Source organism: uncultured Streptococcus sp., assembly GCF_963525625.1.
Classification (GTDB): domain Bacteria; phylum Bacillota; class Bacilli; order Lactobacillales; family Streptococcaceae; genus Streptococcus.
This window is the reverse complement of record NZ_CAURLD010000009.1, coordinates 39729-64393: the sequence shown is the minus strand read 5'-3', so window position 1 is coordinate 64393 and position 24665 is coordinate 39729. Positions and strand designations below refer to the sequence as shown.

Sequence of the window (24665 nt, the reverse complement as noted above, 5' to 3'; positions counted from 1 at the left end):
AGCCTAGCTTATATTGCAGAAGAGAAAAATTAGAAAGGAAATCTCATGGCAAATAATTTTCGTACAGACCGTGTCGGCATGGAAATCAAGCGCGAAGTCAATGAAATCTTGCAGAAGAAAGTTCGTGATCCGCGTGTCCAAGGTGTGACCATTACCGATGTCCAGATGCTGGGTGACCTATCCATGGCCAAGGTCTATTACACGATTATGAGCAATTTGGCCTCTGATAATCAAAAAGCTCAGACTGGTCTTGAAAAAGCGACCGGTACCATCAAGCGAGAGCTGGGTCACAATCTGAAGATGTACAAGATTCCAGATTTGACCTTTGTCAAGGACGAATCCATTGAGTATGGCAATAAAATCGACCAGATGCTGCGCGATTTAGATAAAAAGTAAAGCAGAAACTCAGCTGTCATGGCTGGGTTTTCTGTTTTTTAAATTTAATATAACAATTTTTTACAAAAATAGGTATATACCATTTACAAATAAAAAAGAAAGAGTTATAATATAGTCAAGAAAACTCAGAGATTCAAAAGCGGGGGGTAGAAAGTAGCTATAGAAAGATGCTAGCTCTATCACAGACTTCCGCTTTGAATGGCCGAGAATATAGCATTCAAGAACAAGGGAGGCAGTCTTATGCCTACATATATCAAAGCAGATCAATTTTTCTATCCTCAAGGAATCCGTCAGGGCGGTTATTTAGAGCTGATTGACGGCAAGTTTGGCAAGCTGGTGCAGTCTGTTCCGCAGGATGCAGAAGTCATAGACTACAGTGGCTACTCGATTGCACCAGGTTTAGTGGACACTCATATTCACGGCTTCGGCGGTGTTGATGTCATGGACAACAACATCGAAGGAACTCTTCATACCATGAGTGAGGGTCTCTTGACTACCGGTGTGACCAGCTTCTTACCTACAACGCTGACTTCGTCCTATGAGCGGCTCTTAGCGGTTACTGAAAATATCGGTGCTCGCTATCAAGAAGCCAGCGGGGCCAAGATTCGCGGACTCTATTTTGAAGGGCCTTATTTCACCGAAAAGTATAAAGGCGCTCAAAATCCGGCCTATATGAAAGATCCTAGCATGGATGAGTTTCGTGCTTGGCAAAAGGCCGCAAATGGCTTGCTCAATAAGATAGCTCTCGCGCCAGAACGTGATGGCGTTGAGAAATTTGTCCGTACGCTGACTGATGAAGGCGTGACCGTTGCTCTGGGGCATTCTAACGCAACCTATGATGAAGCCAAAGCTGCGGTCGAAGCAGGTGCCAGTGTCTGGGTGCATGCTTACAATGGTATGCGGGGCTTGACTCATCGGGAGCTAGGCATGGTTGGTGCCATGTATGAGTTGCCCCACACCTATGCGGAACTGATTTGTGACGGCCATCATGTGGACCCTAAGGCCTGTGACATCTTGCTCAAGCAGAAGGGACATGAAAATATTGCCCTCATTACTGACTGTATGACCGCAGGAGGTCTTGAAGATGGTGACTACATGCTGGGAGAATTTCCAGTGGTTGTGGCGGAAGGAACCGCTCGGCTCAAGTCAACGGGAAATCTAGCTGGGTCTATCCTCAAGCTCAAGGACGGATTGAAAAATGTGGTCAAATGGGGCATTGCCAATCCTCATCAGGCGGTTATGATGGCTAGCCTGATTCCGGCAAAATCCGTCCATATTGATGATGTCTGCGGACAGATCAAGGAAGGCTACGATGCTGACTTTATCGTCTTAGATAAAGATTTAGAGCTGGTAGCTACTTATCTTGATGGTCAAGAACGATTCCATGCATGAGAACCGCAGGTATTTTAAATTAGTCTCCTTATATTTTTCAGAAAGAGCAGGGCAACCTGTTCTTTTTGATTGGCAAGCTACTTGATAGTCTTCGCCTAGATTTGAATTGCTTTCTTAGGCGTGATATAATGAAACTATGATGTAAACAGGAGTAGGCTATGAAACGAATTGATGCGAAATTTTTGATAATGGGACTTGTTTTGCTGCTGGCGGGACTGATTTTTGGACGAATCTTGATCCTTGTCGCAGGAGTGGCTTTCATTATCTATAGCTTTTTCAGTAAAGGTATGGAGCCGACCAAGGAAAATATCTTCAAACCTAAGCCAATACTGAAGAAAAAAGAAAAGAAGTGAGCAGTTCTGCTCTTGTAATCACTGTAGCAGCTGCCTTACTGAAGGCAAGCAGTAGATGAAACTTATAAAGGAGACGTGAGATGAGAGAATATCTTTTGAACAATGGTGTTGGCATTCCGGTGCTGGGCTTTGGTACTTGGAAAGCTCAGGATGGCGAAGAAGCCTATCAAGCAACATTAGCCGCTCTCAAGGCAGGCTATCGGCACATTGATACGGCAGCCATCTATAAGAACGAGGAGAGCGTCGGACGGGCAATCAAGGACAGCGGCATTCCGCGGGAGGAGCTCTTCATCACGACCAAGCTTTGGAATGACATTCATACTTACGAGGAAGCTCAAGAGGCCTTTGCTGCCTCAATGGAGCGGTTGGGACTGGACTATCTGGACCTCTACCTCATCCACTGGCCGAATCCCAAACCCCTGAGGGAAAACGATGCTTGGAAAAAGCGCAATGCCGAAGTCTGGCGGGCTATGGAAGATCTTTATAATCTCGGCAAGATTCGAGCGATTGGCGTCAGCAATTTCTTGCCTCATCACTTAGAAGCCTTGCTTGAAACTGCGCGTATGACCCCAGCTGTCAATCAAATCCGCCTGGCTCCAGGTGTCTATCAGACAGAAGCGGTGAACTTCTGTCGTGAGCATGAGATTTTACTGGAAGCTTGGGGACCATTTGGCCAAGGTGAGCTCTTCCAAAATCCAGCCGTACAGGCTGTGGCAGATAAGTATGGCAAGACTATTGCCCAAGTCGCTCTAGCTTGGAGCTTGCAGGAAGGCTTCCTGCCCCTGCCTAAGTCGGTCACTCCGAGCCGGATCGCCAGCAATCTGGACTGCTTTGACATCGAGCTAGATGCTGCTGACTTGGAAGTGCTCAAAAATGTCAGCGGTTTGGCCGGTGGCGCACCAAATCCGGATGGGATGGATTTTTAGGTGAAAATCCGATTCTATAGAAGCTCAGATAGAGAAGCCTTGCAGTCTTACCATTTAACCGACTTGAGATTTACCAGCCATCCGAGCCAGGCTGTCGCTGATTTGGAAAATCGCTATGCTATCTTGGGTCTTGAAGAAGATCAAATTGTAACCTTTCTAATCTTGGATGCTGGAGAAAAGAAGTTTGCTTATGGCGGTCAGCCAGATAGCCTGCTCCTTCGTAGTTTTTCAACGGATGAAGGCTTTCGGATGCGAGGATACGGTAGTCAGACGCTGAAGCTCTTGCCTGATTTCATAAGAGAGCATTTGCCTATGTATAAAAGCATCATACTAGGCGTCAATGAGAGAAATCAAGTAGCTTCCTATCTCTACCGAGAGACCGGCTTTAGCAAAAAGCCCCAGCGCATATTAGGACCAGCCGGCTGGCAGGAAGTATATGAATTAAAAATATAAAGCTATCCCCAGTTTGAAAAGAGCTGGGGATTTTTATCTCTACCGCCAGAAGAAACTATAAAACAAGCTGCTTATGTGCTATAATGAGAGATGTAAAATGAGACCAATATCCAACGAAACACTAATATGGGAGAGTTAGATGAAGAAGACCCAAGAATTGGAAATCGAAAGACAGCTAATTGAGCGCTTGACAAGTGGAGAAAGTCAATGGACTTATCGGCAAGAGTTGCGGACAGAGGAGCAGCTGTGGGAGAATTTTTTTGCTAAGTTAGAGCAAAATAATCTGCCTGATTTGAAAGATCAGATGCTGACTGCGCAGGAAAAGGAGCAAATCAAAAACCAGCTCAACTTTGTCAACTACTATGAAGCAGCTAAATGGCTGGCAGGTGAGAATGGAATTGCAAAAGTCCAGGTTCAGCGAGAAGATGCCAGACTTGGAAAGGTTCGTCTCTCAGTTATTTGGCGAGACAATGTGGCAGGTGGCAAGTCTAGCTATGAGATTGTCCATCAAGTGGAGCGTGACAAGGCCTATCCAATGGATCCGAACCGTCGTCTGGATGTGACCTTGCTCATCAATGGCCTGCCCATGATTCATATCGAGCTGAAAAGCCGTCAAAAGCCTTTTTTGGACGCTTTTCGGCAAATCCAGAATTACGACAAGGAAGGGAAGTTTCGCGGGATTTACTCCAGCCTGCAGATGTTTGTCGTATCCAATGTCATTGACACCCGTTATATCGCAGCTGCAAAGGAAAACAAGCTCAATGCGCAGTTTCTGACCAGGTGGGTTGATAGCCAGAACCAGCCGGTTACAGATCTCTTTGACTTCGCGGAGCAAGTGCTGTCTATTCCGCGTGCCCATCAGATGGTCATGCAGTATTCGGTCATTGATGATGTGAGAAAGTCGCTTATTTTACTGCGGCCTTATCAGGTGCATGCTATTGAAGCCGTCCGAGAAGCCTCCATGCGTCAGGAGTCGGGCTATATCTGGCACACGACGGGCTCTGGGAAGACATTGACTTCCTATAAGGTGGCTCGGAATCTCCTGCAAATCCCATCGATTCAAAAAACAATCTTTGTCGTAGACCGCAGAGAGCTCGATGATCAGACGACTTCTAGCTTTCTCTCTTATGCAGCCAATGATATCATTGATATTGATGAGACGGACAATTCTAAAGAACTGATCAGCCGTCTCTATGAAGATAATAAAGGGCTGGTCGTTACGACCATTCAGAAGATCAATGCCATGCTGCACAAGTTTGAAGAGGGACATTACCAGCGGGAATACAAGAAAATCAAAGAGCTCAGAGTAGCCTTTGTTGTGGATGAGTGCCACCGAGCTGTCACGCCACAGGCTCACAAGTCTCTCAGCGAGTTCTTTATCTACTCGCTCTGGTATGGCTTTACTGGAACACCTATCTTTGGGGAAAATAAACGCAAGCAGGTAGGGGATTTGGCTCAGACTACCCAGCAGCAGTATGGAGAGCGTCTGCATGAATATACGGTCAAGGAAGCCATTCATGACAATTCTGTGCTAGGCTTCAAGGTGGACTATCGCAACACTCTTATCACGGACGCAGAAGAAGAAGCTATCCCAGATAGTGCCTATGAGCATGAAGATCATATGCTGGAAGTGCTGGATGCTATCCTCAATAAAAGCCATCGTCAGCTGGGTCTTGAAAATGGCGTTGGCCGGACTTATACTGCCATCCTGACTGTCAAGTCAATTCATCAGGCGCAACGCTACTATGACCTGCTCAAACAGGTCAAGGAAGGTCAGACTCGCATTAAGGTCTCTGAGCGGACGAAGCGCGTGCTGCCAGACTTTCCTAAGTTTACTATTACCTACTCAGTGACAGAGAATGAAGAGGAATCCTCTGTCAATCAGGACAAGATGAAGCAGGCTTTGGATGACTACAATCAGGAGTTTGGCACTCACTACAGTCTATCAACTCTTGGGAGCTTTAATACTGATGTCAATAATCGTCTATCCAGAAAGAAAGAGAAGTATCTCTATCGAGATGAGCAGCTGGACTTGGTCATTGTCGTCAATAGACTCCTAACAGGTTTTGATGCCCCTTGCCTATCGACACTCTATATTGATAGAAAGCCTATGCAGCCGCAGGATCTGATCCAAGCTTTCAGTCGGACTAATCGGATCTTTGATCAGCGTAAGTCCTATGGACATATCATGACCTTTCAAAAGCCACTAGCCTTTAAGGATGCAGTGGACGATGCCCTGCGACTCTACTCCAATGGGGGAGAAAATGAGGTGCTGGCTCCAGAATGGCCGGAGGAGAAAGCTAACTTTGACCGGGCTTTAGCTGATTTTCAGGGACAGCTATCTAGTAGCTCCGAGGATGGACTAGCTATCGAAAGCGCCCCGACAGCCTTGCTGAAGAAGCTAGCCAAAAGCTACCAGCAACTGGACAAGTATATGGCCTCTATCCAGGTTTATGCTGAGTATGACAAGGAGACGCTTTATCAGGAGACTGGACTTAGCGATGAGAGTCTGGAGAATTATCTTGGCCTGTATCAGAATATCCTTGCTGAGCTCAAGCTTCGCAAGGACGGTACAGACGAGGATGAGCCTTTGGATATCCTCTATGAGCTGGAATCTGTCCATATTGATGAGATCAATTACAGCTATATCCTCTCCCTCATCCAAGCCTTTATCTCTCAAGAGGATATAGACAGCCGAGAGCTGAGTCCAAAGGATGTCCAAGCTGTTGGTGACTATATCGCCAGTCTCAGCAGGACCAATCCAGCTTTAGCCCAGATTATCGCTGACCTCTGGCAGGAAATCCAGAAAGACCCTGAGAATTATCGCGGTCAGTCCATCTCCCACATCCTAGATCAGATGATCCAATCAGTCATTGACCAACACGTCCAGACCTTTGCCAAGCAGTGGTATGTTGGAGCAGATGAGCTTCGCTATTTCATCGATAACTACCGCAAAGGAGCGAAAAAACAAGCCGGCGAGAGTCAGCTAAACCATAGCCAACGATACAAAGAGTACAAGACGGAAGTTGAAGGCGCTCTTAATCCTCTGCGCTACAAAAAAGAAATTAAAGAAGCTTGCATTCGACTGATTGAGGAAGTCATCGAGCCCTTGAGAGCGGGGAGATAAGAGAAAAAGGGAATCATCAAAACTTCGAAGAATAGTCTCTGGCTAAAAAACCAATCAATCTAAAAGCCGAACACGAGCACTTACTAAAATATTTGGATAATCTAACTTTCGAATAGTCCTGTTTGTGAGAAAACCCAGGCTTTCTATCTGTCGTATGTTGTAGTTTGTTATAATTTACAAGCTTTCTAAAGTTCGAATACTAGCGTTTGTTAAAATTTTAAAGTGTTCTAAGCGTGAAATGCCTTGATAATTCATTTTTTAAGAGAAATAATCCCCATCCGAAGTTAAAGAAATCATCGGGTGGGGATATTTTATGTCTTTGATTTTGAAAAAGTGGTATTTCAGGGATAAAAAATGACATTTCAGGGCAGCCTTGCAAAAGATTTATTGTCACATGCTATACTTAGTTCATCAAATTATTGGAGAGGTTTTATTATGACTATTAACTACACCATTCGTCCCCTGACCTATAGCAACTTTACTCACCGTGAGTTTGAAAGTTTGATGACAGATTCTCGTCAAATCATCACAGACTTTGTCAAGTCCAACAAGAACGAAGAGATGTATAGCACGCACTTGGAGCCCTTTGCGAGCAAGCTAGAAGAATTCCAAGAACAGCTAGCCAGCGTGGAAAAGAAGCAGACCACGAGTCTGGCAGAGGTAGATAAGGAGCGGGACAGCGCTCTGGTCGGACTTTTTACCCTGCATAGGGGATTTGCTAAGATAAAGGAAGCGAAGTTCAAGGAAGCCCATGAGACACTGGATCCAGTCCTGACTAAATACAAGGATATCACCAAGCATAATAACGATGTAGCTACTGCTGAGATTAAGAGTCTCCTCAAAACCCTCAAGGAAGAGCCCTACAATGCGGCAGTAAGTACGCTGGGATTCTCACCAGTGATTAGCGCAGTGACGACTGCTCAGGAAGACTATGATAAGGCCGAAGCCCTAGCGCGTGCAGCCAAGTCCAGCAAGGAAGTCGGTAAGACCAAGCAACTGCGCGCGGAAATATCCCGCACTTATGACCTCTTTATGCGCTATACCGCAGCCTCCGCAGAAGCCTACCCCGAGAAAGCCCACTTTGCCAAACTCCTCAAGGATCTCAATACTATCCGAGACAGCAAGCGCCGCCTGGCCAGTCCAAATAAGAAAACCAAACCGGAACAGACTCCGGAAGTAACAGGATAAGAAAAATCCCTTAGAATTATAAATTCTAGGGGATTTTTGCGTGTAATAGACAATAGTGAGGGAATGTGAGGGTGAAAGTCGATATAATACATTGGATTTTTATATAAATGCTTTATAGAATATGGGATAATTGATATAATGATAGAGGTGTGGTTTTCATAGAAGTGAGTTTTAAACATTTAACCATTTGTTTTATATAGAAAGGTATTTGTGTAATGGCCGAGGAAATTATGGAAAATGAAAAAGAGAATGTTAAAATAACCAGCTTCAAAACAACTAATCACAAAATGATTATCGTTGGAAATGGTTTTGATATTAGCGCTGGAATACGTAGTTCATATAATAACTTTGTGGAACATATAAGATTAGAAGAAAAACTTGAAACTAACGAAGATATCTATAATTTTAATAAATTGTTTTTGCAAAAGTTTGATGGTAAATCATTGAATTGGAATGATTTAGAGTCTATTTTTGAAAGTCACATTAAAGAGATAAATGAAATAACTTACAATAGTGATGACGAAATCAGAAGTAGATATAGTATAACTGAAATTAATGGCTATCTTAAAGAGTTGGAAGAATTGTTTTCGGATTATTTATCCGATACCTATGAGAGCTGGTATAATTATTACAGAGCACGAAGAAATAATAATAAGGGGTTGGGAGTTAATGAAGTTTACAAAAATATTTTTAAAGAAGCGGATGTTATAAATTTTAACTATACGAGGACTTTATCTGACTTAGGGTTAGTACAACCTGGAGTGAATAAAAGTTCAAGTTATTTTCAAGTACACGGCTCCTTATTTGAAAAGAATATCATTTTTGGTGGTGGATTCACTGGCAATGAAAAATTTACCGTTTTCAATGTTCCGGGGTCTATGGACAATGATAAACTTATTCGGATTAAAAAAGATACAGATTTATTTGAAAAACGTACACAATTATTAGCAAAAATAAATAATTATCAAGAGAATTCAGTTGATACATTTATAATAGGACATTCTATATACGGAAGTGACTTACCGTTTTTATCTAAAGTTTTTGAAAAATCTAAAAGAATCTACTTATTTTATTACGGTAATGACTATCTAATTAAGTTGCAGATGATTAGTAAGGTGTTGAGCTCAGAAATTTTAGAAAAAATAGTTTTAGTACCTTTCTATGATATTTTGATTGATACTAAAGAACAAAATCTAGAATTTGGAGTTAATAATCCTAATTCAATTCAGCTAGGTAATACTGACATTGAGCTATTAAAAAGAATATTTAATACATCATTGCCAATCACTGTTCCTTTTGATAAATTTATCTTAACTAATAAACTTTTTATATTTAATCAGTTTCAATACATTAAAATTTCTAGTCGTTTAGAGTGTGAAGCTTTTAAAAAAATATTAAGTTTTTTAGATATACAAGAAACTAACATCGACGGATTAAATATAATACTTGATAAAGTAAAAGAAATCAATAATGATAAGCCAGTTCTAGACGACTTGTTTGAAATGGAAGAATTTGTCACATGTGTTAAAAAAAGTAAGCGTATCGAAATTACGAATTCTTCATTAAGTATTGACAAATTAACAACTCTCATTCTAAATGCTGAAAATTGCCAAAAATTAAAAATTAGAGATTGTAGTTTTTATTCTGGTGACGAAGTAGTTGTAGATGATATCGATATAAGCCGTCTTCAAAATATTGAATATTTAGAAATAAGTGAAAATAATAATGATACAACTCAAATTAATATAGATGCTAAAAATAATACAATTAGCAAAACTTTAAAAAAAATTATTGTCCATGGGAATTTGAATATTAATACAAAAGATTCGTTGATGTTTTTTTCACAAAACAGTCGTTATGTTGAGTTAGATTATCCAATTACAGGCGGATTTGGTCTTAAAGTAGATTTTCCGAATGTATCAACCTTTATATTAGATGCTCAAGAAGTGGACAGTGAACCTAGTTTATCAGGTATCACTCTTTCGACAAGTATTAGGGTTCTTAAGCTGATAGATGTATCTTTTACGGAACTAGGAAAAGAAAAGGAAGTATACAAATTTTCTTCTCTTTTTAACTTCAAGAGCGATGATAAAAACGAAAACAAAAAGACAAAACATTTATCAAATCTGAAAGAGATAGAGTTATCAGCCATTGATGAAAGTCGGGAATTGCTTTTTGATGTTATTCCTAATACGCAACAAATCACTTATAATGGTGAACAAACAGAACTTATAAAATTATGGTTGAGGGAACAAAGTACACAAAGATTGAAACAGGAAGTTAGTCAAACAAAATCTGAAGTAGCGTTACCCTCAGGTGATGTGCTGTTTGATGATTTAGGGCCGGGGATTGGTCTTGCTATGACAACTCCACATAAGAAAGTTGTTGAAGAAAACGCGAATGTAAAGAGCTTTGAGACTTCTTTTCCTCGAGAAGCAGAAGTTAGAAATACAGCTATTGAAACTGTGGATAAGGTTTCGAAAATGATTTTAGATTATCTTACTGAAAATAAATTGCTACATTCTGATGATTCGAGAGATATTAATTGTAGAGAAGCTAGTAGAATCGAAAAAGAAATTAGTGAATTTGCTAAAAAATGGGCAGTTGATAGACAAGCATTGACTTTTTATGTGTTAAATTTTGATACTGGAAATAAGAATGGCAAGCAGCTTGGTGAAACGGATTTAAGAAATTCAGCAAATTATAACGAGTTTCCCGATAAGAACAATAAAAATAAGTTGCATTATCGACAAGAACTCAATGTTGCAATTAAAAAATTTGCAGCTGACTTGCATGAAAGATATCGTTTATGAATGGAGATTGAATAGATGGAAGAAAATACGTTACCCAAGTTAAGATACGCTGATTTTGAAGATGCTTGGCAGAAGTCCTTGTTGATAGAACAAGTAGAAATTAGAAGGGGACTGACCTATAAACCCAGTGACGTGAGGAACAATGGTGTTAGAGTTTTAAGAAGCTCAAACATCGCAGAAGATACTTTTGTTATATCAGACGATGATGTTTTTGTTGATAAGGGAGCAGTAAATATTCCTAGAATAAGCAATGGCGATATTTTAGTAACAGCTGCTAACGGTTCAACAAAGTTGGTGGGAAAACATGCGATTGTTAAAAATTTATCAGACGATGAGTTGGCTGTTCATGGGGGATTCATGCTAGCTATTAAGGCTGAACAGAATACTTTTGTAAATGCCTGGATGAGTTCTAAGGAGTATAAAAAGGTATTACAATTTATTCAGGGAGGAAATGGTGCAATTGGTAATTTATCTACATCAATACTGAAGAGCATGAAAATGACTATTCCTGCTTCTTTAGAAGAACAATCCGCTATTGGCTCCCTCTTTCGCACTCTAGACGATTTGTTGGCTGTTTATAAGGAAAAACTCACCAACTATCAGGACTTAAAATCTTCCATGTTGTCCAAGATGTTTCCCAAGAGTGGTCAGAATGTTCCAGAAATTCGTTTGGCTGGATTTGGTGGGGAGTGGAAGCGAGATAGAGCTGATAAAATCTTTAAATCTGTTTCTGAAAAAAATAGAGCGGATTTGCCTGTTCTTTCTGCTTCACAAGTTAATGGAATGGTATTACGCGATGAAATTGGTATTGATATCAAGTACGATAATACTACTTTAATAAATTATAAAGTAGTTAAGCCAAATCAGTTTGTCATCCATTTAAGATCGTTTCAAGGTGGATTTGCTCTTTCAAAAATTGAGGGTATTACTTCGCCGGCCTATACAATTATTGACTTTGTTGAAAAAGATAGTCACTGTTCAGAATTCTGGAACTGTATTCTAACTTCTAAAAGTTTTATTAAATTGCTTGAAACAGTTACTTATGGAATACGTGATGGTAAAAGCATCAGTTTTAAAGATTTTTCTAGTTTAAAATTTATGTTCCCTGAACCAAAAGAGCAACTAGATATTGCTAATTTCTTCTCTAATCTTGACACTCTTATCAATTCATACCAAGATATGATTTCTCAGTTGGAAACCTTGAAGAAAAAGCTTTTGCAGGATATGTTAAATTAAAGATGGAGATTTTACAGATGAGTTCATATAACGATAATCTAATTTTAAAAGTTATAAATAATTCAGAAAGCAATAATTGGAATGATGCAGTCCATGAATGGGAGATAGTTGATTGTTATGAGGATGAAAACTTATTATCTTCATGTATTTGTGGAAAAGAATGTATTAAATATTGCTATACGATTAAGAATAACAATGGTAATGAATTAGTGCCAATTGGTAGTCGGTGTATCAATAAGTTTGATAGACAGGATCTGAACGACTTTACAACTGTACATGAAAAGCTGTTCTCTCTTCTGCACGCCATTCGAGATAATAAATTTATTACCTTATCTTCAGAATATTTTTCTCGTAAATTAATTGAATATCTTTACCAAAATGGCGCTTTTCAACCTAGTATATACAACGATTATACACCAATTAATGATTATAATTTTCTTATTAAAATGTTTAATCAAAAAAAGCCACCATCTCAACAGCAACAAAAGAAAATAAATGCGCTAATTATAAATAATATACGACCTTATCTCGAAAATATCATTGGTGATAAAATTATATACTAGAACTTGATTCTACTATCTCAATTTCTCTACTAACACCCTAACAACTAGAAAGAAACTTATGACACAAGAAACAATTCAAACATCCCAGGGGCTTTATCAGGCCCTCTGGAACTCAGCAGATGTGCTTCGCTCAAAGATGGATGCTAATGACTACAAGTCTTATCTGCTAGGCATGGTCTTTTATAAGTACCTGTCCGATAAGCTGCTCTTTTTCGTGGCAGAGACCATGGGGGAGGAAACGGAAGACTTGGAGCAGGCGCTGGATAATTACCGTGGCTACTATGAGGATGAGGAGACCAAGGCTGATCTAATCGATGTCATCAAGCAGGAGCTGTCCTATGCCATGGAGCCAGATCTGACCTTTACGAACTTGGTGCTGCAGGTCAATAGCGGTACTTTCCAGCTGGAGCATCTAGCCCAGGGCTTTCGTAATATTGAGCAGAGCGATGAGCTCTTTGAAAATCTCTTCGAGGACATTGACCTCTATTCCAAAAAGTTAGGAGCAACGCCTCAGAAGCAAAATCAAACAGTAGCTGCGGTTATGAAGGAGCTGGCTGTCCTAGATGTGGCAGGTCATGCTGGCGATATGCTAGGCGATGCCTATGAATATCTGATCGGCCAGTTTGCGACTGACTCGGGCAAGAAAGCCGGCGAGTTTTATACGCCTCAGCCCGTCGCAAAGCTCATGACCCAGATTGCTTTTCTAGGGCGTAAAGATCAGAAAGGCTTCACTCTCTATGACCCGACCATGGGCTCAGGATCGCTGCTGCTCAATGCCAAGCGCTATTCTCATGAGGCAGGGACTGTCTCTTACTTCGGCCAGGAGCTTAATACTGCTACCTATAACCTTGCTCGGATGAATATGATTCTGCACGGCGTTCCGATTGAGAACCAATTTCTCCATAATGCTGATACTTTGGATGAAGACTGGCCGACCCAGGAGCCGACCAACTTTGACGGAGTACTGATGAATCCGCCTTACTCAGCCAAGTGGTCAGCAGCAGATGGTTTCCTGCAGGATCCACGTTTCTCTGGTTTTGGTGCTCTGGCGCCTAAGTCTAAGGCAGACTTTGCCTTTCTCCTACATGGCTTTTATCACCTCAAGCAGGTCGGCGGTGTCATGGCTATCGTCCTGCCTCATGGTGTCCTCTTTAGGGGCAATGCCGAAGGTAAGATTCGTAAGGCTCTTCTAGAGGAAGGGGCAATTGATACAGTCATTGGACTCCCTGCTAATATATTCTTTAATACCAGCATTCCAACGACTATCATCATTCTCAAGAAAGATCGGACGAACCGTGATGTTTTCTTCATTGATGCGTCTAAGGAGTTTGACAAGGGCAAGAACCAGAATATTATGACGGATGCTCATATTGACAAGATTCTGAAAGCCTATAAGGCTAGGGAAGACGTAGATAAGTTTGCCCATCTGGCCAGCTTTGAAGAAATTGTCGAAAATGACTACAATCTTAATATTCCTCGCTACGTAGATACTTTTGAGGAAGAAGAAGTCGAGCCATTGACTGAGATTGTGACTAAGATTAATCGTACTAATAAGGAGATTGAAAGTAAAACAGCTGAACTTGTAGACATGCTGGGCCAGCTCAGAGGCACAACGCCTGAAGCTCAGGAAGAACTAGAGAAGTTTTTGGCTGAGTTTGAGAAATAATATTTAATAAACATCCCATAACAAACCAATCAAACTGGTCCATTCCGCGCTAGTTCTGATTGGTTTTTCTTATTTCCGGATTTTAAGATGTATTTGTTCTGTATTTCAAATAAATAGATGATTGAAACTTTATCATATAGCTTTTCTTGACTATAACGTTCGTCATTATTACGTTTTTGTTACATTTGTTAGGAGTGTATGAATTGTCAGAAAATTTTTATTATAATATGGTTTATAAATAAAGATAAGGAGACTTCTATGCAAAGACAACGTTTTTCACTCCGTAAATACAAGTTCGGTTTGGCTTCTGTTCTGTTGGGAACTGCTCTGGTTTTTGGTGCGGGACAGGCTCAGGCGGATGAGCAGACGACAGCTAGTTCGTCAGGGCAAGGTCAGCCGACTGCTGCTGTGGTATCAGCGACTGAGTCTGCTTCTCAAGCAGCAACACCTGAGAGTCAGCCAGCAAGTTCAGCTACTGTGGAGAAAGCAACGCCAGCTTCTTCTGAATCGGCTGCTTCAAGTACAGAGCATGCTAGCCAGCCTTCTACGGCAGAGGCTAAGGAAGCATCTGCAACTCCTGTAGAGAAAGGAGCGACTTCTTCATCGGAAGAGGCTTCTTCAAGTGCTGAGAAGGTAACTCAACCATCTACTACAGAGACCAAGCCGACAGCTCCAGCTAGTCCGAATGTAGAGTCTCCGGAAGCCGCAAACTCAGACAAGTCTGCTGCTAATCCTGATGCAGTAGCAGAGTCACCAACTTCTCGGGATGCTAAACCAAGCAGCATCAGTACCAATGAGATTATCAAGGTTCCTCAGACCTGGTCTCAAGGTTATAAAGGTCAAGGCCGTGTGGTAGCCATTATCGACTCAGGTCTGGATGTCCACCATGAGGTTCTGAAGATCTCTGACCCGTCAAAGGCCAAGTATCAGACAGAGGCAGCTCTGGAAGAGGCTAAGAAAAAGGCCGGTATTGACTACGGGAAGTGGTACAACAGCAAGGTTGTCTATGCCTATAACTATATCGATGGTGATGACAATATCAAGGAAAAGAACAGTTACTCGCATGGTATGCACGTAACAGGGATTACAGCGGGAAATCCCAACAAGAAAGCTCCTAATGATGAGTATGTCTATGGTGTTGCGCCAGAAGCACAAGTTATGTTTATGCGGGTCTTCTCAGACCGTCAACGCACAACTAGCGACGCTATCTATATCAAAGCCATTGATGATGCAGTAGCTTTGGGAGCTGATACCATCAATATGAGTCTAGGTTCAGCAACAGGTTCAACGGTTGATGTCAGCCCTAGTCTGCAGGCCGCTATTGAGCGCGCTCGGGCCAAGGGGGTGAGCGTGATCATTGCAGCGGGTAATGACAACACCTTCGGAAGTGAATACTCTAAACCTCTGGTTGAAAATCCAGACTATGGTCTAGTTGGCAGTCCTTCAACAGTAGAAAGCTCTATCTCAGTCGCTTCTGTCAATAACACTGTTCTGACAGAGGAAGTCATGGAAGTGCGTGGTCTGGAAAAGAACGATAAGCTTTTGAACGGTCATTTCAGCTACTCCATGGGTGAGACAAATGCAACCTTTGAAAAGGGCAAGGAATATGAGTATGTCCATGTTGGTCTTGGCCGTGAAGAGGACTTTGCTGGTAAGGATCTGACAGGGAAGCTGGCTCTTATCCAGCGTGGTTCCTTTACCTTTGCTGAAAAGGTTAGAAATGCTATCAGCCATGGTGCTGTTGGTGCTCTGATCTACAATAATGTCGACGGAGCTAACCTAACGATGAGCCTAGACAGTGAATCTAAAAAGGTTCCGTCAGCCTTTATCAGTAAGGAATATGGAGAAGCTTTGGCAGCTGGTAATTACAAGGTGGTCTTTAATGGTCTTAAGGTCAATCGGCCGCATCCAGGAGCAGGTAGTCTGTCTGACTTCTCTAGTTGGGGTGTAACGACAGATGGTTTGCTCAAGCCAGATGTGACCGCACCAGGTGGCGATATCTACTCTTCGCTTAATGACAATACCTATGGCTCTATGAAGGGAACCAGTATGGCTACGCCTCATGTGGCTGGTGTAGCGGCTCTAGTCAAGGAATATCTCCTTCAGCACTATCCAGACTTGACGCCTGCTCAGAATGCTGATTTGGTCAAAGCCCTCATCATGTCCACAGCTAAGCTACATGTCAACAAGGAAACTGGTGTCTACACCTCTCCGCGTCAGCAGGGAGCTGGTATCGTAGATACGGCAGCGGCTATCTCTACCGGCCTCTATGTAACAGGGGACAATCAATATCCTAGCGTTTCCTTGGGCAATGTCCAAGACAGCTTCACCTTTGATGTTACGGTTCATAATATCACTGATAAGGACCGGACGCTGAAGATGATTGTCAATACCAACACGGATGCGGTCAAGGATGGCTACTTTACCCTGACACCTCGCAAACTAACCGAAACGGTTTGGCCAGAAGTCACCGTCAAGGCTCACAGCAGCCAGAAAGTGACGGTCAAGGTAAATACTGCTAAGTTTGCGGAAGAGTTGCTCAAGCAGATGCCAAACGGTTATTTCCTCGAAGGTTTTGTCCGTTTTGTCGATCCAGCGGATGACGGCGATGTTGTTAGTCTGCCATTTATGGGCTTCCGTGGGCAATTCCAAAATCTGCCAGCTGTAGAAAGACCAATCTATGATCTAGTCCAAGAAGGTAAGTCAGGTTTCTATTACCCAGTGCCAGAGGACAAGAGTATTCTGTCTGATGACAATGTCTCTTCCCTTGTGACAGAGTCAAATGATACACTCTACTCTACCGGTCGAACAGCTGCTCGCAGCTCAATTGTACTGGGAACTGCAGAAAATGCTGATGGTAAGCATGTGCTGCAGCTGGGAGCGGATGGCAAGATTCGTCTGGCCTTCTCACCTAATGGTGATGGCAATCAAGACAGCATCCAGTATCGGACAGTTCTCTATCGCAATATCAATAATCTGACAGCTAGTGTCTATACGGCAGATGATAAGGACTATCGCTTCCCAATCTGGCAGAGCAGCACGATTAGAGAAGGCCGCAAGAACTATTATAGTGGTCAGTCAGACAATCCTAAGTCCTACCTACTAGAAGATACATACTGGGATGGTCGTGATAGCAAGGGTGATAAGCTGGAGGATGGACTCTATACCTATGTGGTTCGCTATACGCCAGATGTACCAGGTGCTAAAGAGCAGCAGATTACCTTTAACCTGCAGATTGATACGCAGAAGCCTTTGATTAGCTCAGGCTATATCGGTACCAAGGATGGTGCGGAAACCTTTACGGCTCGCAAGCCAAAAGATGTCGGCAACGGAGGTGTTTTGAGAGAACAGGTCTTCTATCTGCAGGCAGATGAAAAAGGGAAAGAGACCTATAAGGCCGTGGATGATTTTGGCATTGAGCGTGATTACGAGCGTCGAGTTTACATCTCAGCCAATGCAGATGGCAGCTACACCTTGCCAAAAGGAGTGGACAAGTCTAAGATTTTCTATGTGGTAGAGGACTATGCGGGCAACCGTGATGCCATAGCTCTATCAGAGCTAGTCAGTGCTGAAAATGATGGTCGTATCCGTGTCGCTCTGGTAGATGCTAATACGCATCAAGATGTATCGTCGACCTTTGTCTATCGGATCAAGGATAGCAAGGGCAAGTATGTCGAACTGGACAAGGGCAAGCAAATCAACGCTCTGCCATTTGGCCGCTATACAGCAGAGATCTTTACTTATGATAAGGATGGGCTTCGTTTCTACAGCGATCTGACTCAGGAGTTTGAGCTGACAGCCCAAGATAGCTTTAAGACGATTGAGTTTCTAGTCAAGAAGTTGGTCTTTGCACCGGTCAGCGTTGCCTTTGATCAAGCTGTTCCGAAGAATACCCAAGTGGTTCTCAAGAATAACAATGGCGATGCCTATACACTTCCAGCAGAACTGTTTGGCAAGCATGCCTTTGGAAGATCCGTAGCAGCTGGATTCTACTCTGTCTTTGTCAACCTGCCGACTGGTTATGAGCTCTGGGAAAATGAGCCGACTGTCGAGGTCAAAGAAGGCAAGAATAACCTGCTCAAGCTGGGAGTTATTGTCAAGTCGGGCTTGCTGGCGGCTGTCAATCAGCAGTCTAGTCTAGTCGGCACTGCTCAGTATTACAATGCTTCTGCAGCGAAGCGCACAGCCTACGACCAAGCATATCAAGCAGCCAAGGAAGCTTTGACAAGCAAACTGACCCAAGCGCAAGTTGATGACGTAAGAGCAAAACTAGAAACAGCATCTGCTGATCTAGACGGCAAGGACTCTGATATTGCTGCGGTTAAAGCGGCAGTAGAGGCTTATGCAGCTACTACTAAGACAGGGGCTTATGCCAATGCTAAGGATAGGACTCGCCGTGCATATGACAAGGCATTCCAAGCAGTTGCTCTGCTCTTGGTGCAGGACAAGGTGACCCAGGAGCAAATAGATACAGCCCTAGCTCAGCTGACTACAGCAGAGAAGAAGCTGGATGGTAAGGCGACTAACTTTACCAATCTCAAGAAGCTAGTCGATGATGAGGTGCATTATCAAGCCATCAGCAATAAGTTTATCTATGCGACTGACGCGGTTAAGGCGGCTTATCTAGAAGCTTATGCACAGGCTAAGGAAGTTTTGGATAATCCAGGTGCCAGCCAGGAAGATGTCAAAGAAGCCATTGCCAATCTCAGAGCAGCCAAGAGAAAGCTTGATGGCAGAAAGCCAAGAGTAGTAAAACCGAAAAAACCTAAACAAGTCTAATTGGTTTTCAAGTCAGTTAAAATCCCTTAAGTTGAAACTTGAGGGATTTTTCGATAAGTATTTTACATTAGGTCTATTTTCTGCTATAATCTTTTTTAGAAAGAATTCTCATTGTCTACTTTTTAGCGAGTTCGGGATAGTGTGAGCCGGATAGGGAAGCAGTGCAGATGGCGCTTTCGGTTATAATTTTAAAAGTAATGAAGTAATAAATTAGGGTGGAACCGCGTCTTGACGCCCCTAGGTGAATAGCCTAGGACTGTCGGATGTGGTTCTTTTGCTTATTTAAACAGAACAGAGGACAGACCTAGCACAAGAAATCTAAACAAACAAAAGGAGTAACTAATGTCCAAGAAACTTACCTTTCAGGAAATAATTTTGACTTTACAGCAGTTCTGGAACGACCAGGGCTGTATGCTCATGCAGGCGTATGATAATGAGAAGGGTGCGGGAACCATGAGTCCCTATACCTTCTTGCGGGCTATTGGGCCAGAGCCTTGGAATGCGGCCTATGTAGAGCCGTCTCGCCGGCCGGCAGATGGACGCTATGGGGAAAATCCTAACCGTCTTTATCAGCACCACCAATTTCAGGTGGTTATGAAGCCATCGCCAAGTAATATCCAAGAACTTTACTTGCAGTCTTTGGAGCTCTTGGGGATCAATCCGCTGGAGCACGATATTCGCTTTGTCGAGGATAACTGGGAAAACCCGTCAACTGGCTCAGCTGGTTTAGGCTGGGAAGTTTGGCTGGATGGTATGGAAATCACTCAGTTCACATACTTCCAGCAGGTCGGAGGCCTACCAACTCAACCGGTGACTGCTGAGGTGACTTATGGTCTGGAGCGTCTGGCTTCTTATATCCAAGAAGTGGACTCTGTCTATGACATTGAGTGGGCTGATGGCGTTAAGTACGGCGAAATTTTCACTCATCCTGAATATGAGCATTCTAAGTACAGCTTTGAGGTCAGCGATCAAGACTTGCTCTTGGGGAATTTTGAGAAGTTTGAAGCGGAAGCTAAGCGCTGTCTGGACGAGCATCTGGTGCACCCGGCCTATGACTATGTTCTCAAATGCTCGCATACCTTTAACCTCTTGGATGCGCGTGGCGCTGTATCTGTGACAGAACGGGCTGGTTATATTGCCCGTATTCGTAATCTGGCGCGTGTTGTGGCCAAGACCTTTGTGGCTGAGCGCAAGCGTCTGGGCTATCCACTTTTGGATGCGGAGACTCGCGAGAAACTCTTGGCAGAGGAGGGAGAATAATCATGGTAAAAAATTTATTAGTTGAATTAGGCTTGGAGGAAATGCCAGCTTATGTCGTGACACCGAGCATGAAGCAGCTGCGCGACAAGATGGGAGCCTTTCTGACAGACCATCGTCTGACCTTTGAGAAAATTGAAATGTTCTCTACGCCTCGCCGTTTGGCGGTGCGCGTGGTTGGCTTGGCGGATAAGCAGTCTGATTTGACCGAAGATTTCAAAGGCCCTTCTAAGAAAATTGCTCTGGACGCTGACGGCAACTTTACCAAGGCTGCAGAAGGCTTTGTTCGTGGCAAGGGATTGACAGTTGAGGACATTACTTTCCGCGAAATTAAGGGTGAGGAATACGTCTATGTAACCAAGGAAGAGGTCGGTCGTCCGGTAGAGGAGATTATCCCAGCGGTGACGGAAGTTCTGCAAGCTTTGACCTTCCCTGTCAGCATGCACTGGGCCAACAACACCTTTGAATACATCCGCCCGGTCCACACCTTAACTGTACTCTTAGATGAGCGGGCCTTTGATTTGGATTTCTTGGACATCAAGAGCGGCCGTACTAGCCGTGGACACCGTTTCTTGGGGAAAGAAACAGAGATTGCTTCAGCAGATTCCTATGAAGACGATCTACGGGCTCAGTTTGTCATTGCCAATCCTCTTGAGCGGGGAGATATGATTGTCGAGCAGATTCGAGCACTGGAAGAGGAGCACGGGGTTTCTATCGAGATTGACGAAGACTTGCTCAATGAAGTCTTGAATCTGGTAGAATATCCAACTGCTTTCCTAGGTAATTTTGATGCTAAATATTTAGAGGTGCCAGAAGAAGTTTTGGTGACTTCCATGAAAGAGCACCAGCGTTACTTTGTTGTGCGCGATAGTGAAGGCAAGCTTTTGCCACACTTCATCTCTGTCCGTAACGGAAATGCAGAGCATTTAGAAAATGTCATAAAAGGAAACGAAAAAGTCTTGGTAGCTCGTCTGGAAGATGGGGAATTCTTCTGGCGGGAAGACCAAAAACTAGCTATTGCCGACTTGGTTGACAAACTGAGCAATGTGACCTTCCATGAAAAAATTGGCTCTCTGGCAGAGCACATGGAGCGGACTGGTAAGATTGTTGCTCTCTTGGCGCAAGAAGCAGGATTGGATGCTGATGAGGCAGCTGATTTGGCTCGCGCAGCGGCTATTTATAAGTTTGACCTGCTGACTGGCATGGTTGGTGAATTTGATGAGCTGCAAGGTATCATGGGTGAGAAGTATGCTCTTCTGGCTGGTGAGAATGCTGCGGTAGCAGCTGCTATTCGGGAGCACTATATGCCGACTTCAGCTGATGGCGAATTGCCTGATACCAAGGTCGGAGCGGTCTTGGCGCTGGCTGATAAGCTGGACACCATTCTGTCCTTCTTCTCAGTTGGCTTGATTCCGAGCGGTTCCAATGACCCTTATGCTTTGCGCCGTGCGACTCAGGGGGTTGTGCGTATCTTGGACAAGTTTGGCTGGAACATCGACTTGGCTCAGCTTCTTGGTCGACTTTACGAACTCAAGTTTGATAGTCTAAGCTATGACAATCAAGAGGCCGTGCTGGACTTCTTCCGTGCTCGTGTTGAGAAAATGATGGATCGAGGCATTCCCAAAGACATCGTGACGGCTGTTCTTCAAAGCACTAACTTTGTCGTACGCGATTTGGTAGAAACAGCTGCACTCCTAGCAGAAAAAGCTCAGGAAGACAACTTCAAGTCAGCAGTCGAAAGCCTGTCTCGGGTCTTTAATCTAGCTGAGAAAGCCCAAGGGCAGACAGCTGTCAATCCAGCACTCTTTGAAAATCAAGAGGAAAAAGACTTGGCTGCGGCCATTGAATCAGTGGAGCTGACATCTGACTTAGCTGCCAATTTGGACCAACTCTTTGCCCTCAGTCCAGTTATTGATGCTTTCTTTGACCATACCATGGTCATGGCAGAAGATGAGGCTGTGCGTAACAATCGCCTAGCTCTCCTAGCGTCGTTGACAGCCAAGGCGGGACAAATGGCGCAGTTTAATCAGATTAATACCAAATAAAAGGTAAGAGAGAGGTAGAATCATGGATCCTAAAAAAATTGCCCGTATTAATGAACTGGCTAAAAAGAAAAAAGCTGAAGGTCTAACTGCTGAGGAAAAAGTGGAACAAGCCAAGCTTCGTGAAGAGTATATCGAAGGCTACCGTCGCTCTGTTCGTCATCACATCGAAGGCATCAAGATTGTCGACGAGGATGGCAATGATATCACTCCTGAAAAATTGCGTCAAGTTCAGCGCGAGAAAGGCCTTCACGGCCGTAGTCTGGATGACCCAGAGTCTTAAGTAGATATAAATAAAAGAATCCCTCGCTAGGAAGCTAGAAAGTTCCTGTCGAGGGATTCTTTTATTCTTGTTTATGTTTTTTCAAAATGCGGAGAGCTATATAGATGCAGCTAACGATGATTGCTACATCCAGCCAGAAAATCCAAGGCTCCGTGATACGGAAAAAGAAATAGGCAGCGATGGCAGTAATGAGGGACAGAATGCCTAGATCCATTTTTTCTTTGAGATTGAGTCTCATAGGTCTTCTTCCTCCTTTTTTTGTGCTTGACGAATCTTTCCTTTGGCAATGAAATGCATAATCAGTCCAAATCCAAGACCAGCAGCTAATCCAGTTATAATGAGTTTAGGTTGAAGCAGAACTTGTAGGATATCTTTCTTTTCCATGACAGCTATCATGATGCTAAAGAGAGGGTAAAAGAGCAACCAATAAGAGAAACCTGCTTTGAGACCAGCGTGTTTCATGGCTTTTTCTTCTTTTTCATCCTGAAGTTCTAGCTCTAGGTCATCAATTCCTTTGCGCCGTGCTTGAATGACTATATAGACACAGAAGCCGAGGATAAGGATTTCCAGCAGGATAGGATAGGCAACAGCGATAATTTTGGGCCAGCGAAAGGCTAGGGGAAAGGCGATGGCATTGCCAAAAATCAGAATAAAGAAAAGCCAGATAAAGCCTATATTTCCTAGATGCTCAGCCTGTTGGCGCTTTTGCTCGTCCAAAGGTCCAGTAATGCCGTAAAATCGTTTAATCATCTTGTCTGAGAATGTTTCTTTTTTCATGTTTGTGTCCTTTCTTTAGGTATGAAATTTGCTACAGGGAAGAATTCTTAGTCCTCAGAATCTTCATCTGTCAGCTGGGGCTCCCAAAAGAGGGCGTTGAGGTCAGTATCCAGCGCTCTAGCCAGATTGATACAGAGCTCGAGGGTGGGGTTGTATTTGTTATTTTCAATCATATTGATAGTTTGCCGCGATACCCCGATAGACTTGGCCAACTCTAGCTGAGACATCTTTTTTTCTTTTCGAAATTCTTTGACACGATTCATTACACCCTTCCTTTCTAATACTATAACTGATAACTTCCAGACAGTTTGTCAGTTATATTTGACTTTTATTTTATGCTAGTATAATACTTTTTGGAAAAAGTGTCAAGTATATCTGACAAAAAATTTAAAAAAGGATTTCATCCGCTTACTTTTTCTTTTAAATTTTTTTTTGCTTTTGAATGTGATATAATAAGTAAGATATGACAAACGAATTTCATCACATTACGGTTCTTCTTCATGAAACGGTTGACCAGTTGGCGGTTAAGCCTGACGGCATCTATATCGATGCGACCCTTGGGGGTGCTGGTCACAGCGAATATCTTTTGAGCCAGCTCGGGGATGAGGGGCATCTTTATGCCTTTGATCAGGACCAGACAGCTATTGACAATGCTAAAAAGCGCCTGGCTCCTTATGTAGAGCGGGGGATGGTGACTTTTATCAAGGACAATTTCCGCCACCTCAAGAGCCGTTTGCAAGAAGCCGATGTGGAAGAAATTGATGGGATTTGTTATGACTTAGGCGTTTCCAGCCCTCAGCTGGATCAGCGTGAGCGTGGTTTTTCCTATAAACAGGATGCGCCTTTGGATATGCGCATGAACCTCGATGCAGCCTTGACAGCTTTTGAGGTTGTCAATCATTATAGCTATCAGGATTTGGTACGAATCTTTTTTAAATATGGCGAAGACAAGTTTTCTAAGCAGATTGCTCGCAAGATTGAGCAGGCTAGAAGTATCAAGCCTATTGAAACAACGACAGAACTGGCTGAAATTATCAAGTCAGCTAAGCCAGCTAAGGAGCTGAAGAAGAAAGGCCATCCAGCCAAGCAGATTTTTCAGGCCATTCGGATTGAGGTCAATGATGAGCTGGGAGCGGCGGATGAGTCTATTCAGCAGGCCATTGATCTGCTTGCGGTAGACGGCCGGATTGCGGTCATTACCTTTCATTCACTGGAAGACCGTCTGACCAAGCAGCTTTTCAAGGAAGCGTCAACAGTGGATGTTCCCAAGGGCCTGCCCTTTATCCCTGATGAACTGCAGCCTAAGCTGGAGCTGGTCAGCCGCAAACCAATTTTACCAAGCAAAGAAGAATTAGAAAGCAATAACCGGGCTCATTCCGCTAAGCTGCGCGTGGCCCGTAAGATACACAAGTGA

At 43.2% G+C, this 24665-nt stretch carries 19 protein-coding genes; 16 read left to right on the top strand and 3 right to left on the bottom strand.

The features are described 5' to 3' along the window. Positions 1 to 45 precede the first annotated feature (45 nt). The 15 genes from rbfA (at position 46) to RYK49_RS06505 (ending at position 22474) form a co-directional block, all read left to right on the top strand. On the top strand, positions 46 to 396 hold the full coding sequence (gene rbfA, locus RYK49_RS06575; protein WP_002908941.1) for a 30S ribosome-binding factor RbfA: 351 nt from the start codon (positions 46 to 48) through the stop codon (positions 394 to 396). Between the two features lie 240 nt (positions 397 to 636). After that, positions 637 to 1788 carry an N-acetylglucosamine-6-phosphate deacetylase gene (gene nagA, locus RYK49_RS06570; RefSeq protein ID WP_314865290.1) on the top strand — a complete coding sequence of 384 codons (1152 nt, stop codon included), beginning with the start codon at positions 637 to 639 and terminating at the stop codon, positions 1786 to 1788. Positions 1789 to 1946: 158 nt separating this feature from the next. Continuing rightward, positions 1947 to 2141, top strand: a complete 195-nt coding sequence (locus tag RYK49_RS06565; RefSeq protein ID WP_002903311.1) for a hypothetical protein — start codon at positions 1947 to 1949, stop codon at positions 2139 to 2141. An 80-nt stretch (positions 2142 to 2221) separates the two neighbouring features. Further along, positions 2222 to 3067: an aldo/keto reductase gene (locus tag RYK49_RS06560; RefSeq protein ID WP_125378676.1), complete on the top strand. Its 846-nt coding sequence runs from the start codon at positions 2222 to 2224 to the stop codon at positions 3065 to 3067. After that, entirely contained in the window at positions 3068 to 3520 is a 453-nt protein-coding gene (locus RYK49_RS06555) for a GNAT family N-acetyltransferase (RefSeq protein WP_314865287.1), read from the top strand. It abuts the gene before it with no gap. 139 nt (positions 3521 to 3659) lie between these two features. After that, complete coding sequence (locus RYK49_RS06550; RefSeq protein WP_125439291.1) at positions 3660 to 6647, top strand: type I restriction endonuclease subunit R, EcoR124 family; 2988 nt, start codon at positions 3660 to 3662, stop codon at positions 6645 to 6647. 435 nt (positions 6648 to 7082) lie between these two features. Further along, positions 7083 to 7835: a DUF6261 family protein gene (locus tag RYK49_RS06545; protein ID WP_185761349.1), complete on the top strand. Its 753-nt coding sequence runs from the start codon at positions 7083 to 7085 to the stop codon at positions 7833 to 7835. A 230-nt stretch (positions 7836 to 8065) separates the two neighbouring features. After that, positions 8066 to 10648, top strand: coding sequence for an AbiH family protein (locus tag RYK49_RS06540; protein ID WP_314865282.1), 2583 nt, complete (start codon positions 8066 to 8068; stop codon positions 10646 to 10648). A 15-nt stretch (positions 10649 to 10663) separates the two neighbouring features. After that, a complete protein-coding gene (locus tag RYK49_RS06535; RefSeq protein ID WP_125439285.1) occupies positions 10664 to 11884 on the top strand; it encodes a restriction endonuclease subunit S in 1221 nt (406 codons plus the stop codon). A gap of 17 nt (positions 11885 to 11901) precedes the next feature. Then, a complete protein-coding gene (locus tag RYK49_RS06530) occupies positions 11902 to 12447 on the top strand; it encodes a hypothetical protein (RefSeq protein WP_185761347.1) in 546 nt (181 codons plus the stop codon). A 58-nt stretch (positions 12448 to 12505) separates the two neighbouring features. Next, positions 12506 to 14113: a type I restriction-modification system subunit M gene (locus tag RYK49_RS06525; protein ID WP_314865278.1), complete on the top strand. Its 1608-nt coding sequence runs from the start codon at positions 12506 to 12508 to the stop codon at positions 14111 to 14113. A 258-nt stretch (positions 14114 to 14371) separates the two neighbouring features. Continuing rightward, complete coding sequence (locus RYK49_RS06520) at positions 14372 to 18892, top strand: S8 family serine peptidase (RefSeq protein ID WP_314865277.1); 4521 nt, start codon at positions 14372 to 14374, stop codon at positions 18890 to 18892. 342 nt (positions 18893 to 19234) lie between these two features. Next, positions 19235 to 20152 carry a glycine--tRNA ligase subunit alpha gene (gene glyQ, locus RYK49_RS06515; RefSeq protein ID WP_002893545.1) on the top strand — a complete coding sequence of 306 codons (918 nt, stop codon included), beginning with the start codon at positions 19235 to 19237 and terminating at the stop codon, positions 20150 to 20152. Between the two features lie 2 nt (positions 20153 to 20154). Next, on the top strand, positions 20155 to 22194 hold the full coding sequence (gene glyS, locus RYK49_RS06510; protein WP_314865275.1) for a glycine--tRNA ligase subunit beta: 2040 nt from the start codon (positions 20155 to 20157) through the stop codon (positions 22192 to 22194). Between the two features lie 22 nt (positions 22195 to 22216). Beyond that, on the top strand, positions 22217 to 22474 hold the full coding sequence (locus RYK49_RS06505; protein ID WP_002911278.1) for a DUF896 family protein: 258 nt from the start codon (positions 22217 to 22219) through the stop codon (positions 22472 to 22474). A 61-nt stretch (positions 22475 to 22535) separates the two neighbouring features. On the opposite strand, the gene RYK49_RS06500 is transcribed toward RYK49_RS06505, so the two are convergent. Genes RYK49_RS06500 through RYK49_RS06490 form a run of 3 tightly spaced genes read right to left on the bottom strand, consistent with a single transcriptional unit; the run spans position 22536 to position 23514 of the window. After that, positions 22536 to 22712 (bottom strand): hypothetical protein, encoded by a 177-nt coding sequence (locus RYK49_RS06500; protein WP_002896934.1) that lies wholly within the window; start codon positions 22710 to 22712, stop codon positions 22536 to 22538. Then, on the bottom strand, positions 22709 to 23251 hold the full coding sequence (locus RYK49_RS06495; RefSeq protein ID WP_125346899.1) for a DUF3278 domain-containing protein: 543 nt from the start codon (positions 23249 to 23251) through the stop codon (positions 22709 to 22711). Before RYK49_RS06495 ends, RYK49_RS06500 begins: the two co-directional genes overlap by 4 nt. 47 nt (positions 23252 to 23298) lie before the next feature. Continuing rightward, the gene (locus tag RYK49_RS06490) at positions 23299 to 23514 is read right to left on the bottom strand and encodes a helix-turn-helix transcriptional regulator (protein ID WP_002896937.1); all 216 of its coding nucleotides are present in this window, start codon (positions 23512 to 23514) and stop codon (positions 23299 to 23301) included. A 200-nt stretch (positions 23515 to 23714) separates the two neighbouring features. On the opposite strand from RYK49_RS06490, the gene rsmH reads away from it, so the two are divergent. Continuing rightward, positions 23715 to 24665, top strand: a complete 951-nt coding sequence (gene rsmH, locus RYK49_RS06485) for a 16S rRNA (cytosine(1402)-N(4))-methyltransferase RsmH (protein WP_314865272.1) — start codon at positions 23715 to 23717, stop codon at positions 24663 to 24665.

Excerpts from the sequence above, each read along its gene's own strand:
- RYK49_RS06540 (WP_314865282.1), top strand. The coding sequence starts at position 8,066 with ATGGAAAATGAAAAAGAGAATGTTAAAATAACCAGCTTCAAAACAACT.
- rbfA (WP_002908941.1), top strand. The coding sequence starts at position 46 with ATGGCAAATAATTTTCGTACAGACCGTGTCGGCATGGAAATCAAGCGC.
- RYK49_RS06530 (WP_185761347.1), top strand. The coding sequence starts at position 11,902 with ATGAGTTCATATAACGATAATCTAATTTTAAAAGTTATAAATAATTCA.
- RYK49_RS06535 (WP_125439285.1), top strand. The coding sequence starts at position 10,664 with ATGGAAGAAAATACGTTACCCAAGTTAAGATACGCTGATTTTGAAGAT.
- RYK49_RS06520 (WP_314865277.1), top strand. The coding sequence starts at position 14,372 with ATGCAAAGACAACGTTTTTCACTCCGTAAATACAAGTTCGGTTTGGCT.
- RYK49_RS06560 (WP_125378676.1), top strand. The coding sequence starts at position 2,222 with ATGAGAGAATATCTTTTGAACAATGGTGTTGGCATTCCGGTGCTGGGC.
- RYK49_RS06565 (WP_002903311.1), top strand. The coding sequence starts at position 1,947 with ATGAAACGAATTGATGCGAAATTTTTGATAATGGGACTTGTTTTGCTG.
- RYK49_RS06550 (WP_125439291.1), top strand. The coding sequence starts at position 3,660 with ATGAAGAAGACCCAAGAATTGGAAATCGAAAGACAGCTAATTGAGCGC.
- RYK49_RS06495 (WP_125346899.1), bottom strand. The coding sequence starts at position 23,251 with ATGAAAAAAGAAACATTCTCAGACAAGATGATTAAACGATTTTACGGC.
- RYK49_RS06490 (WP_002896937.1), bottom strand. The coding sequence starts at position 23,514 with ATGAATCGTGTCAAAGAATTTCGAAAAGAAAAAAAGATGTCTCAGCTA.
- RYK49_RS06505 (WP_002911278.1), top strand. The coding sequence starts at position 22,217 with ATGGATCCTAAAAAAATTGCCCGTATTAATGAACTGGCTAAAAAGAAA.
- rsmH (WP_314865272.1), top strand. The coding sequence starts at position 23,715 with ATGACAAACGAATTTCATCACATTACGGTTCTTCTTCATGAAACGGTT.
- glyQ (WP_002893545.1), top strand. The coding sequence starts at position 19,235 with ATGTCCAAGAAACTTACCTTTCAGGAAATAATTTTGACTTTACAGCAG.
- RYK49_RS06545 (WP_185761349.1), top strand. The coding sequence starts at position 7,083 with ATGACTATTAACTACACCATTCGTCCCCTGACCTATAGCAACTTTACT.
- nagA (WP_314865290.1), top strand. The coding sequence starts at position 637 with ATGCCTACATATATCAAAGCAGATCAATTTTTCTATCCTCAAGGAATC.
- RYK49_RS06525 (WP_314865278.1), top strand. The coding sequence starts at position 12,506 with ATGACACAAGAAACAATTCAAACATCCCAGGGGCTTTATCAGGCCCTC.
- glyS (WP_314865275.1), top strand. The coding sequence starts at position 20,155 with ATGGTAAAAAATTTATTAGTTGAATTAGGCTTGGAGGAAATGCCAGCT.
- RYK49_RS06500 (WP_002896934.1), bottom strand. The coding sequence starts at position 22,712 with ATGAGACTCAATCTCAAAGAAAAAATGGATCTAGGCATTCTGTCCCTC.